10 protein-coding genes are annotated in these 11,993 nt (G+C 74.1%); 6 read left to right on the top strand and 4 right to left on the bottom strand.

Annotated features, from left to right (window positions below; genetic code table 11):
• Positions 1 to 102 precede the first annotated feature (102 nt).
• Positions 103 to 1,803, bottom strand: coding sequence for a phenylacetic acid degradation protein PaaN (paaN, locus tag ACFWOG_RS34635; RefSeq protein WP_329884765.1), 1,701 nt, complete (start codon positions 1,801 to 1,803; stop codon positions 103 to 105).
• A gap of 176 nt (positions 1,804 to 1,979) precedes the next feature.
• Positions 1,980 to 3,248: a hypothetical protein gene (locus tag ACFWOG_RS34630; RefSeq protein ID WP_355398928.1), complete on the bottom strand. Its 1,269-nt coding sequence runs from the start codon at positions 3,246 to 3,248 to the stop codon at positions 1,980 to 1,982.
• Between the two features lie 128 nt (positions 3,249 to 3,376).
• On the opposite strand from ACFWOG_RS34630, the gene ACFWOG_RS34625 reads away from it, so the two are divergent.
• Complete coding sequence (locus ACFWOG_RS34625; protein WP_329884763.1) at positions 3,377 to 3,964, top strand: TetR/AcrR family transcriptional regulator; 588 nt, start codon at positions 3,377 to 3,379, stop codon at positions 3,962 to 3,964.
• A 63-nt stretch (positions 3,965 to 4,027) separates the two neighbouring features.
• Here the strand turns inward: ACFWOG_RS34625 and ACFWOG_RS34620 are convergent, their stop codons facing one another.
• Positions 4,028 to 4,489, bottom strand: a complete 462-nt coding sequence (locus tag ACFWOG_RS34620; RefSeq protein ID WP_329884762.1) for an Lrp/AsnC family transcriptional regulator — start codon at positions 4,487 to 4,489, stop codon at positions 4,028 to 4,030.
• 149 nt (positions 4,490 to 4,638) lie between these two features.
• On the opposite strand from ACFWOG_RS34620, the gene pdhA reads away from it, so the two are divergent.
• The 4 genes from pdhA to ACFWOG_RS34600 all read left to right on the top strand — a co-directional run bounded on the left by pdhA (position 4,639) and on the right by ACFWOG_RS34600 (position 10,294).
• A complete protein-coding gene (gene pdhA, locus ACFWOG_RS34615; protein WP_329884761.1) occupies positions 4,639 to 5,778 on the top strand; it encodes a pyruvate dehydrogenase (acetyl-transferring) E1 component subunit alpha in 1,140 nt (379 codons plus the stop codon).
• A 98-nt stretch (positions 5,779 to 5,876) separates the two neighbouring features.
• Positions 5,877 to 6,839 carry an alpha-ketoacid dehydrogenase subunit beta gene (locus ACFWOG_RS34610; RefSeq protein WP_329884996.1) on the top strand — a complete coding sequence of 321 codons (963 nt, stop codon included), beginning with the start codon at positions 5,877 to 5,879 and terminating at the stop codon, positions 6,837 to 6,839.
• A gap of 5 nt (positions 6,840 to 6,844) precedes the next feature.
• Positions 6,845 to 8,245 carry a dihydrolipoamide acetyltransferase family protein gene (locus ACFWOG_RS34605; protein ID WP_380363234.1) on the top strand — a complete coding sequence of 467 codons (1,401 nt, stop codon included), beginning with the start codon at positions 6,845 to 6,847 and terminating at the stop codon, positions 8,243 to 8,245.
• 588 nt (positions 8,246 to 8,833) lie between these two features.
• Positions 8,834 to 10,294, top strand: a complete 1,461-nt coding sequence (locus ACFWOG_RS34600; protein ID WP_380363229.1) for a globin domain-containing protein — start codon at positions 8,834 to 8,836, stop codon at positions 10,292 to 10,294.
• Between the two features lie 63 nt (positions 10,295 to 10,357).
• Here the strand turns inward: ACFWOG_RS34600 and ACFWOG_RS34595 are convergent, their stop codons facing one another.
• Complete coding sequence (locus ACFWOG_RS34595; protein WP_329949633.1) at positions 10,358 to 10,912, bottom strand: NUDIX domain-containing protein; 555 nt, start codon at positions 10,910 to 10,912, stop codon at positions 10,358 to 10,360.
• Positions 10,913 to 11,239: 327 nt separating this feature from the next.
• Here ACFWOG_RS34595 and ACFWOG_RS34590 point away from each other — a divergent pair.
• Positions 11,240 to 11,993 (top strand): IclR family transcriptional regulator (locus ACFWOG_RS34590; protein WP_380363227.1); only part of this gene is annotated, 754 nt, incomplete at its 3' end.

The raw sequence follows: 11,993 nt of genomic DNA, 5'->3' as shown, positions 1-11,993 counted from the left end.
CGGGCGTGCACGGCGAACGCCCGGGCCCGGCCCACGTCGGCACCGGCCCGCTCCGCCCCGAACGTCGGGACCGGAGCGGGCCGGTGGCGGGCGAGGTCGCGGTCAGCCGTGGCGGCGGATCTCCACGGTGCGGAACCGCTTGGCGACGAACGCGCCGTCGCAGTAGGCGGAGTTGGCGGCCGGGTTGGCGCCGGTGCCGTGCAGGTCGGAGAAGGCGGCGGTCTGGTTGGCGTACACACCGCCGGTGAGGTTGAGCGAGAGCGAGACGCCGGAGTCGAGCGCGGCCTCGACCAGGGCGGCCTCGACCTCGGGCGAGGTGGTGTAGCCGGCCGCGGTCATCGCGCCCTGGGTGCGGACCGTGTCGCGGAGCAACTCGACGGCGGCGGCGGTGTCCTCGACGGCGACGGCGAACGAGACCGGGCCGAAGCACTCGGTGCGGAAGACCGTCCGGTCGTCCGGCTTGTCGGCGTCGAGCTTGACCAGCGCAGGGGTGCGGACGGTGGCGCCGGGGAACTCCGGCGACTCGACCACGCGCGGGGCGAGTGCGAGCTCGCCGTACTCGCCGCCGGCCGCGGCCACCGTGCGCCGGAGCACGGCGGGGTTGACCACGGCGCCGAGGACGGCGGCGGCGCGGGCGTCGTCGGAGAGCAGGCCCTCGATGGCGGCGGCGAGGTCGGCGACCACCTCGTCGTAGGACTTGGCCCCCTGGTCGGTCCCGATGCCGGTCCGGGGGATCAGCAGGTTCTGCGGGGTGGTGCACATCTGGCCGCTGTAGAGCGAGAGGGAGAACGCCAGGTTGCCCAGCATCCCCTTGTAGTCGTCGGTGGAGTCGACGACCACGGTGTTCACGCCGGCCTTCTCCGTGTAGACCTCGGCCTGCCGGGCGTGCTCCTCCAGCCAGTCGCCGAAGGCCGTGGAGCCGGTGTAGTCGATCAGCTTGATCTCGGGGCGGACGGCGAGCGTCTGGGCGATCGTGCCGCCCTCGTGCTCGACGGCCAGGCAGACCAGACCGGCGTCGAAGCCGGCCTCGGTGAGGACCTCGCGGGCGGTCCTGACGGTCAGGGCCAGCGGGAGGACGGCGCGCGGGTGCGGCTTGACCAGCACCGGGTTGCCGGTGGCGAGGGAGGCGAAGAGGCCGGGGTAGCCGTTCCAGGTGGGGAAGGTGTTGCAGCCGATCAGCAGCGCCAGACCGCGCGGGACGACGGTGAACTCCTTGGTCATCACCAGCGGGTCGCGCTTGCCCTGCGGCTTGGTCCAGCCGGCGCTCTCCGGCAGCCGGGTCTGCTCGGCGTACGCGTAGGCGACCGCCTCCAGACCGCGGTCCTGGGCGTGCGGGCCGCCGGCCTGGAAGGCCATGGCGTACGCCTGGCCGGTGGTGTGCATCACGGCGTTGGCGAACTCGTGCGAGCGGGCGTTGATCCGGGCCAGGATCTCCAGGCAGACGGCGGCCCGGGCGCGCGGGCCGGCGGCGGCCCAGGCCGGGCGGGCCGCGCTCAGTGCGGCGATCAGCGCGTCGGGCTCGGCGTGCGGGTAGCCGATGCCCAGCTCGACGCCGTACGGGGAGGCCTCGCCGCCGACCAGGTCGCCGTCGGCGGGGTGGCCGGGCAGCTCGAACGGCCGGTTGAGCAGCGCCTCGAAGGCGGCCTTGCCGTCCGCGGCGGCGCTCTCGCCGTAGGCCTTCGGGAACTCGGGGTAGGGCGACCAGTAGTCGCGCTTCGCGGCGGCGGCGAGTGCGGCGTCCAGGGTGGCCTGGTGGCGTTCGACGAGCTCGGTGACGACGGGGTGGGTGACCGCTGCGGACATCGTGTGCGCTCCTCAGAGGGGAGGACGGGACACGTCACAGAGTAACCGAACGATCGGTCGGCTCAAGGGGGTGGGCGGAACCGGGTGCGGAAACGCGAGGGGGCGCGTCCGGAGCGGACGCGCCCTCTCGGCCGGAGGACGGACGGTCGGGGACCGCCCGGGTGCTGCGGGCCGGCCTACGGGATGCCCAGCTCGAAGATCACGTACCCGCCGTACCAGCCGGAGGCGATCGCGCCGGTACCGAGCAGCCCGGCCAGCACCGGCCAGCTCAGCTTCCGCATCGCCACGGCGAACGCGATGAGCAGCGGGAAGGCCGGCAGCAGGTAGCGCGAGGTGTTGCCGAAGATGCCCAGGCTGCCGAGCACCGAGACGATGGTGGCCAGGGTGTACGCGGTCAGCACCAGCGGCGGGCGGAGCCGCACCAGCAGCACGATCAGCGCGGGCAGCGAGAGCACGATCAGCGTCGCCAGCATGTCGGCCGTGTGGTAGGCGAACGGGTAGTCGTTGCGGCCCAGCAGCACCCCGCGGACGGCGTTCCAGGTGCCCTGGCCCCAGTCGAAGTAGTGCAGCCAGGCGTCCCGCTGGAGCGTGAAGTAGCCGCCCCAGTCGCCCATCCGCCAGCCGACCCAGCCGACGTAGCCGAGCAGCCCGATCGGGGCCAGCAGCATCGCGGCCAGCGGGCGCAGCACGCCGCTGTCCCGCCGGTACAGCTCGACCAGCGCGGCCAGGCCGACCGCGCCGATCAGTGCCGCCGAGGTCGGCCGGTTGAGGCCGGCGATCAGGGTGAGCACGCCGGCGGCGATCCACTGCTTGGTCATCACGCAGTAGCAGGACCAGGCGGCCAGCGCGATGAACAGGGAGTCCGAGTAGAGCGCCCACTCGGCGCCCGAGCCCGGGGCGATCGCCCAGAGCCCGGCCGCGATCACACCGGCCCGCGGCCCGGCGAGCTTGTCGACCACCGCGTAGATGCCGGCCGCCGCGAACAGTGACGCCACCACCGAGACCAGCATCCCGGCGCCGTACAGGCCGAGGCCGGTGCCGTCCGAGATCAGCCGCATCAGCCCCGGGTAGAGCGGGAAGAACGCGGCCGAGTTCTGCTCGACGGTGAACCCCGGCGTGCCGTTCGGGACGGCCACCAGCGCCGGGTGGTAGCCGAACTGGGCGACCTGCTGGTACCACCAGCCGTCCCAGCTGGCCAGCACGTCCCAGGGGTTGGCGCCCCCGCCGAACCGGGCGTGCTTCTCCAGGTAGTCCCCGGAGAAGGAGAGCAGCTTCATGAAGACGGTGAAGCCGACCAGCTTCAGGACGGCGTAGCACCAGACGGCCGGGCCGAAGCGGAGGACCAGCTCGCGGGCGCGCTCGCGCCAGTCGGTGCCGGGCTCGGTCACCGACTCGTCGCTGCGCTGCTCAGGCACGTCGGAGGCGACCGCCGGTATTGCGCTCATCAGACTGGACCCCACCCTGCTCGGCCGTGGACGGATCGTCCGCCGAGTCTAGGGCGTGGTCCTGTCCTTTGGTGTGGACCAGGCCACCCGGGCGCACCCGGGACGGGCCGGGCGGGGATACTCGGGGGATGGCCGATCACACCACGCGCACCGCCTACACCGTGGAGTCCCTGCTCGCGGTGACCGTCGACGTCTTCAACGAGCGCGGCTACGACGGCACGTCGATGGAGGACCTGTCGCGTGCGGCCGGCATCTCCAAGTCGTCGATCTACCACCACGTGCGGGGCAAGGAGGAGCTGCTCCGGCTGGCGGTCGGGCGGGCGCTGGACGGGCTGTCCGCGATCCTGGCGGAGCCGGCCGCGGTGGAGGGGCCGGCGGTCGAGCGCCTGGAGCACGTGGTGCGGCGGACCGCCGAGGTGCTGCTGGAGGAGCTGCCGTACGTCACCCTGCTGCTCCGGGTGCGCGGCAACACGGCCACCGAGCAGTGGGCGCTGGAGCGGCGCCGGGAGTTCGACCACCAGGTGGCCGAGCTGCTGAGGGCCGCCGTCGCGGACGGCGCGCTGCGGGCGGACGTCGAGCCGCGGCTGGCCACCCGGCTGCTGTTCGGCATGATCAACTCGATCGTGGAGTGGTACCGGCCCGGCCTCAAGGGGGCCGACGGGGTCGCGGACGTCGTCGTCCACCTGGCCTTCGACGGCCTGCGCGCCCGCGGCTGAGCCGTACGGCACCTCCGGTCCGGGGGCCGGGGGCACCTCCCCGCCCGTGGCCGGGGGCGCCGGTCAGAGCGGCGGTACCTGGTCGGTCTCCTCGAAGACCAGCATGGTGCGGGTGCCGAGCACCTGCGGGATGGACTGGATGCGGTTGAGCACCAGCTCCCGCAGGGCGTGGTTGTCGTCGGTGTGGACCAGCAGCAGCACGTCGAAGTCGCCGCCGACCAGGGCGATGTGCGCGACCCCCGGAAGCGCCAGCAACTGCTCGCGGACCGTGCGCCAGGAGTTCTGCACGATTTTCAGGGTGATGTACGCGGACGCGCCCTGACCTGCGCGTTCGTGGTCGACGCGGGCCGTGAAGCCGCGAATGACGCCGTCCTCGACCATCCTGGAGATCCGGGCGTACGCATTGGCCCGGGACACGTGCACCCGCTCGGCCACCGAGCGGATCGAGGCGCGACCGTCCTGCTGCAGCAGCCGCAGGATCGCCCGGTCGACCCGGTCGAGTCTGGACGTCTGTTCAGCCGACATGACCCCCCACCCTCAATGATTGGACGCACTGCCACCAGTCGACCGCCACCCGGGCCGATTGTCCACCACCTTGTCACGCTTCTGGTCAAGATGAACAGACGACCGAACAATCGGTAGGGAGCCCCCGCCACCCCTGGAGGTGCCCCGAGATGACCGTTCTCGACCACAGACACCACACGGCGTTGCCCGGCTGGCTGCCCGGGGCCACCGCCCCCCGCACCGACCCGGCCCCGCTCCTCCCGGACCCCTCTCCCGTCCGCGTGCTCGGAACGCCCGCGCTGGAGAAGCACGACCCCGCGCTGCTCCGCGAGCTGTACCGCCGCCTGGTGGTCGGCCGCCGCTACAACCAGCAGGCCACCACCCTCACCAAACAGGGCCGGCTGGCCGTCTACCCGGCCTCCACCGGCCAGGAGGCCTGCCAGGTCGCCGCCGCGCTGGCGCTCGGCGAGCAGGACTGGCTGTTCCCCAGCTACCGGGACACCCTCGCGGTGGTCTCCCGCGGCATCGATCCGCTGGAGGCGCTCACCCTGCTGCGCGGCAACGCCCACACCGGCTACGACCCGCGGGCCGGCCGCACCGCGCCGCTCTGCACGCCGCTCGCCACCCAGGCCCCGCACGCCGTCGGGCTGGCGCACGCCGCACGGCTGAGCGGCGACCCGGTGGTCGCGCTGGCGCTGCTCGGCGACGGCGGCACCAGCGAGGGCGACTTCCACGAGGCGCTCAACTTCGCCGCCGTGCTGCAGGCCCCGGTGGTCTTCCTGGTCCAGAACAACGGCTACGCGATCTCCGTGCCGCTCAGCGCCCAGTCCGCCGCCCCGAGCCTGGCCCACAAGGCCGTCGGCTACGGGATGCCCGGCCGGCTGGTCGACGGCAACGACGCACCGGCCGTGTACGGCGTGCTCTCCGAGGCGGTCGAGCGGGCCCGCACCGGCGGCGGACCGACCCTGGTCGAGGCGCTCACCTACCGGGTCGAGGCGCACACCAACGCCGACGACGCCACCCGGTACCGGAACGAGGCCGAGGTCGCCGCCTGGCGGGAGCACGACCCGATCCTGCTGATGGAGCGCTCCCTGCGGGAGCTCGGGGTGCTGGACGACGCCCTGGTGCAGCAGGCGGCCGAGGAGGCGGAGACGCTGGCGGCCCGGATGCGCGCCGAGTTCCACACCGACCCGGAGCTGGACCCGATGTCCCTGTTCACCCACGTCTACGCCGAGCCGACCCCGCAACTGCGCGAGCAGGCGGCGCAGCTGGCCGAGGAGCTGGCCGCCGAGGCCGAGGTGCAGCACTGATGACCTCCCACCTGTCGTCCACCCCCACCCTGGGCGGCGCCGCGGCGCGGCGACCCGCCGGTGTCCCCGACCGCACCACCGGCGTCCGCACCGCGAGCATGGCGCAGGCGCTCAACTCCGCGCTGCGCGACGCCATGCGCGAGGACCCGGCCGTTCACGTGCTCGGCGAGGACGTCGGCGCGCTCGGCGGCGTCTTCCGGATCACCGACGGGCTGGCCGCCGAGTTCGGCCGGGACCGGTGCCTGGACACCCCGCTGGCCGAGGCGGGCATCCTCGGCACCGCCGTCGGCATGGCCATGTACGGGCTGCGCCCGGTGGTCGAGATGCAGTTCGACGCCTTCGCCTACCCGGCGCTGGAGCAGCTGTTCTCGCACGTCGCCAAGATGCGCAACCGCACCGCCGGCCGGCTGCCGCTGCCGATCACCGTCCGGATCCCGTTCGGCGGCGGCATCGGGGGCGTCGAGCACCACAGCGACGCCTCCGAGGCGTACTACGCCGCGACCCCGGGGCTGCACGTGGTCACCCCGGCGACCGTGGCCGACGCGTACGGGCTGCTGCGGGCGTCGATCGCGTCGGACGACCCGGTGGTCTTCCTGGAACCCAAGCGGATGTACTGGGGGAAGGACGGGTTCGACCCGGCCGCTCCGGTCGAGCCGCTCGGGCGGGCCGTCCTGCGGCGCACCGGGACCTCCGCCGTGCTGATCACCTACGGGCCCTCGCTGCCGGTCTGCCTGGAGGCGGCCGAGGTGGCGAGGTCCGAGGGCCGGGACCTCGCGGTGCTCGACCTGCGCACCCTGGTGCCGTTCGACGACGAGACGGTCTGCCGGGTGGTGCGCTCGATCGGCCGGGCCGTGGTGGTGCACGAGGCCGGCGGCTTCGGCGGGACGGGCGCGGAGATCGCCGCCCGGGTCACCGAGCGCTGCTTCCACCACCTGGCCGCACCGGTGCTGCGGGTCACCGGCTTCGACGTCCCGTACCCGCCGCCGATGCTGGAGCACCACCACCTGCCCGGGGTGGACCGGATCCTGGACGCGGTCGCCCGGCTGCAGTGGGAGGACTGAGGATGATGCCCGTCGTACGGGAGTTCACCCTGCCCGACCTCGGTGAGGGACTCACCGGGGCGGAGGTGGTGCGCTGGCTGGTCGAGGTCGGAGAGGTGATCGCGGTCGACCAGCCGGTGGTGGAGGTGGAGACCGCGAAGGCGGTGGTCGAGGTGCCCTGCCCGTACGGCGGGGTGGTCACCTCGCTGTTCGGCGAGCCGGGCGAGGAGGTGGCGGTCGGCGCGCCGCTGGTCACGGTCGCGGTGTCGCCGGGCGAGGGCGTACGGCCGCTCGCGGCGGTACCGGCGGCGGCCGGGGCGGAGCTCGCCGCCGAGGTGGAGCGGCCGCTGGTCGGGTACGGGGTCGCGGAGCCGGCGCGGGCCGGCCGGCGGCGCCGGGTCGGCGGGGGCGGCCTGCCGGTCGGGCCCGTGGCCGGCCCGGTTGCTCAGGCCGGGCCGGTGCCCGTGCCGGTGGCGGCGTCGGCGTCGGCGGTGGTGCCGGTGCTCGCGCCGGTGGCGGTCGTGACGGCGGGTCCCGGAGTGCCGGCGGTCGTCTCGCCGCTGGTGCGGCGGCTGGCCCGGGAGCAGGGCGTCGACCTGTCGACGGTCGGCGGCAGTGGGCCGGACGGTCTGATCATGCGTGCGGACGTCGAACGGGCGGTCGCGGCGAAGGTGGCGGCTCCGGCGGTGCTCCCGGCGGCCGGCGGGGCGGCGGCTCCGGTGGTGTCGCCGGCGTCCGGTGAGGGGGTCGTCCCGCTGCGCGGTCTGCGGAAGGCGGTGGCCGAGAAGCTCAGCCGAAGCCACCGGGAGATTCCCGCGGCGACCTGCTGGGTGGATGCCGACGCGACCGAACTGATGGCACTGCGACGGCAGTTGAATGCCACGCCGGGGCCGAAGGTGAGCGTGCTGGCGCTGCTCGCCCGGATCTGCACGGTCGCGCTGGAGCGCTTCCCCGAGCTCAACTCCAGTGTGACCGAGGACGGTTCGGGCATCATCCGGCACCAGGCCGTGCACCTGGGCTTCGCCGCGCAGGGCGACCGCGGGCTGGTCGTGCCCGTGGTGCGGGATGCCCAGCGGCTCACGACCGAGCAACTCGGCTCCGAGTTGGGCAGGTTGACGGATTCGGCACGGGCCGGGACGGCGGCCCCGGCCGAACTGTCCGGCGGCACGTTCACGTTGAACAACTACGGGGTCTTCGGGGTGGACGGCTCCACCCCGATCCTCAACCACCCGGAGGCGGCGATGCTCGGCGTCGGCCGGATCGTCGCCAAACCCTGGGTCCACCAGGGGGAGTTGGCGGTGCGCGAGGTGACCCAGCTGTCGTTCACCTTCGACCACCGGGTCTGCGACGGCGGTACGGCGGGTGGATTCCTGCGGTTCGTCGCCGACTGCGTCGAGCAGCCGGGGGTGCTGCTGCGGCAGCTCTGAGCAGGGAAGGGTTGCCCTGGGTGGTGGTCGCGCCACCCAGGGTGCCCGTAGATCGAGCGAGAGTAGCGCGTCCGGGGGGCGGGTGTCCGGGATTCGCGCGACTTGTCGGATGAGCAGTTCGGGCGTGCCACGCTGCCTAGGCGTCAGCAGAGACAAGCCAGGTGGTGGCGCAGGCCGGCCGGAGGCGAAACGATTCTCTTGGGTACTCGAAACGTTGCGGTGAAGTCCCGCAGAACACTCCTGGTCCGCACCGGACACGGGTCGGCGGCTGTCGCGGCCGTCCCGGGTCTGCCGGACGCGGCGCCGGCGTTGCCCCCGGCGCCGCTGGACCCGCCGGACCTTCCGCCGGCCCTCCCGGCGGTCCCTCCGCCCGCCCTCCCGCCCGCCCTCCCGTCGGCTCCACCGCCGACAGGCCCGCCCCTCCCCGGTCCCGCCGCCGCGCCGGCCGCGGCGGCGGAGGCCGGCGAACCGGCACAGGCCGTCCGCCCCGTGATCCCGGACCCGCCGTCCGCTCCGCCCACCGTCCCGCCGCCCCCTGCGGCGCCGCCGGTCGCCCCCGCGCCGTCCCGGCCCGATCCGATCGGTCCGGTGACGGGACCGGCGCTCGGGCCGGTCATCGAACCGCTGTTCACCCGCGCGCCCGGCCTCAACTGGGCCGGCCCGGGCGACCAGTGGTCCCGCGCCTGGGCGCTGCAGACCCTGGGCGACGCCGGTACCGCCCCCGCGGCCGGGCCACCCGCGACCGCGTTCGGCCCCGTCGACGCCCCGCCCCCGCCCCCGGCCGTGCCCGACCTGCGGACCGCGGCCGACCCGCGGACCGCGCCCGGACCGCACCAGGCGTCCGGACCGCGCGAAGCGGCCGAACAACCGCCCACCGCACGGGACGTCGAGCTGATCAGGGCCAGCCTGGCGGTGGTCGAGCCGGTCGCCGACCGGGCCACCGCGCACTTCTACGCGCTGATCTTCCTGCACCACCCCGAGGTCCGCGCGCTCTTCCCGGCCGCGATGGACGTCCAGCGGGACCGGCTCTTCCGTGCCCTGCTGATGGCGGCCCGCAGCGCCGACGACCCGGACGGCCTGCGGACGCACCTGGGCGCGCTCGGCCGGGGGCACCGCCGGTACGGCACCCTGACCGGTCACTACGGCCCGGTCGGCGAGTGTCTGGTCGCGGCGCTGGCCCGGTACACGGGCACCCGGTGGACGGCCGAGACCGAGCTGGCCTGGCGCCGGGTCTACCGGCTGGTCTCGTCGATCATGATCGAGGCCGCCGAGTCGGACGCCCGTACCTCGCCGGCCTGGTGGCAGGGCGAGGTGGTCGCGCACGAGCGCCGCACCCCGGACGTGGCGGTCCTCACCGTCCGCCCGGACCAGGCGTACCCGTACCGGGCCGGGCAGTACACCAGTCTGGAGACGCCCTGGTGGCCGCGGGTCTGGCGGCACTTCTCGTTCGCCTCCGCGCCCCGGCCGGACGGCCTGCTGACCTTCCACGTCAAGGCGGTGCAGGCCGGTTGGGTGAGCAACGCGCTGGTGCACCGGGCGGCGCCCGGGGACGTCCTGCGGCTCGGTCCCGCGGCCGGCGGGATGACCCTCGACCACGGCGCCGGCGCGGACCTGCTGCTGCTGGGGGGCGGCACCGGCATCGCCCCGGTCCGGGCGCTGGTCGAGGAGGTGGCCGAACACGGCGCGGCGGGCCGTTCGGTGGAGGTCTTCTACGGCGCGCGGCAGGCCGCCGAGCTGTACGAGCTGGCGGCGCTGCGCGAGCTGGCCGGGCGGCACGGCTGGCTCTCGGTCCGCCCGGTGCTGTCCGGCCCCGGGCCGCGGACGCCCGTCGGTGGGTCCGGCGGGTCCGGCGGGCACCTGTCTGATGCGGGGCTGCTCACGGGGGAACTCCCCGAGGTGGTGGGCCGGTTCGGTCCGTGGAGCGGACGCGAGGCGTACCTCAGCGGCCCGCCCGCGATGGTCCGGCGCGCGGTCGGCGTGCTGCTGCGCGCGGGCGTGCCGACCGAGCGGATCCGGCACGACCTGGTCGGTGACCGGGCCGCCGGTTAGGCCCGCCCGGTAGCGCGGGTGGCGCGGGCAGGACCGGTAGCGCGGGCAGGGCGGCCGGAGGGGTCAGGCCAGGTCGGGCGCGAGCAGGGCGCGGACGCCCTCGATGTTGGCGGCCAGGTACGCCCGAAGGCTCGGCGGCACCACGTTGACCGAGGTGACGCCCTCGCGGGTGAACGGCACCCGGACCACCTCGTACTTGCCGTTCGGCTCGTCCACCTCGGGCCCGTGGCGGCGGCTGAGGTCCATCGAGGCGAGCCGGCAGACGAAGAAGTGCTGCACCTTGACCCCGTGCGGGTGCGGGAGGGTGCCGTCGTCGGCGGCGGTCCCCGGGTCCGGAAGGTGGGGGAGGGTGTGGCTGACGGTGTCGACGAAGGCGGGCACGACGTCGACCACCTTGCCGCCGAGTTCCTCGTCGACCTCGCGGTGCAGGGCCTCCACCACGGTGCGGTCGTCGCGCTCGACGCCGCCGCCGGGGGTGATCCAGTACGGGTGCGGCGAGTCCGGCCGGGTGCGCTTGATCAGCACGATCGAGGCCGGACCGTACGGGTCGGCGGGGTCCACCTCCAGCAGGATCGCCCGGGCGGTGCGTTTGACGACGGGGCGAGGCGGGGTGCGCATGGCGGCCTCCGGGGCTGGAGCGTTGTGCGGGAGTCTCCCGCGGCTCGGGCGGGCCGAAACGCGGCCCGCCCGGGGTGCGTCCGTTCGGGGAGGGTTCGGACCCTGGATGGATCTTGGATAGCGAAGATGAAGCTTAAACTGATCTTTGAATCAAAGATTCAATCCATATTTAGCCATTGATTCGAAGGATTTTACCGAGCGAACGGTGCGAGAGTGATTGCAGGGATGTCGTGGCTGTGCTGCAATGAGCGACTATCGGGCAAATCGGAGCGATTCACTCCGCATGCCCTCCTGTGCAAGGACTCGGGCTGGGGGCTGGGTGTGGCCATGGATCGGATCACAGAGCGCACGTCACCGCCGGCGCGGCCTCCGGGGGCCACGAGTCCGGCGGGCCCCGCGGGTCCCACGGGTCCGTCGAGCCCTTCCGGCCCCACCAGCCCTTCGCGCAAGGAGCGGCAGCCCACCCTGATCTCCTCGGTCCAGCGGGCGCTGCGCCTGCTGGAGGCGGTCGGAGGATTCCTCCAGGGGGCCACCGCCAAACAGCTCGCCCGCGCCGCCGGACTCCCGCTCGGCACCACCTACCACCTGCTGCGCACCCTGACCCACGAGGGCTATCTGCGGCGGGCCGACGGCCGCTTCTACTACGGCGAGGCGGTCGACGGGATAGGCCGGGCCGACGACCGCCAGTCCGAACGGTTCGACCTGCGCGCCCGGATGGAACGGTTACGGGACGACCTGGGCGCCGCCGTCTACTTCGCGCTCTACCGCGACGGCGAGGTCTCCGTCGTCGACGTCGCGGCCGGCCCGCACCAGCCCGCCGTCGAACCGTGGGCCGACTTCCGGGCCACCGCCCACGCCCACGCCATCGGCCAGTGCCTGCTGGGCCAGCTGCCGGAGGAGGCCCGGCGCGACCACCTCGCCCGCCACCCCCCGGTCGGTCTCACGCCCTCCACCCTCGCCGAGGAGTCGACCGTCCTGCGCCGCCTCGCCGGGCTCCGGCCCACCATGCCGGTGATCGAACGCCAGGAGTACGCACTCGGGACCGTCTGTGCGGCCGTTCCCATCACGGTCGGCTCGGTGG

The sequence above is a fragment of the Kitasatospora sp. NPDC058406 genome, assembly GCF_042722765.1.
GTDB lineage: Bacteria > Actinomycetota > Actinomycetes > Streptomycetales > Streptomycetaceae > Kitasatospora.
Note: the sequence above shows the minus strand (reverse complement) of the source record. Positions and strands in the feature narration are given on the sequence as shown.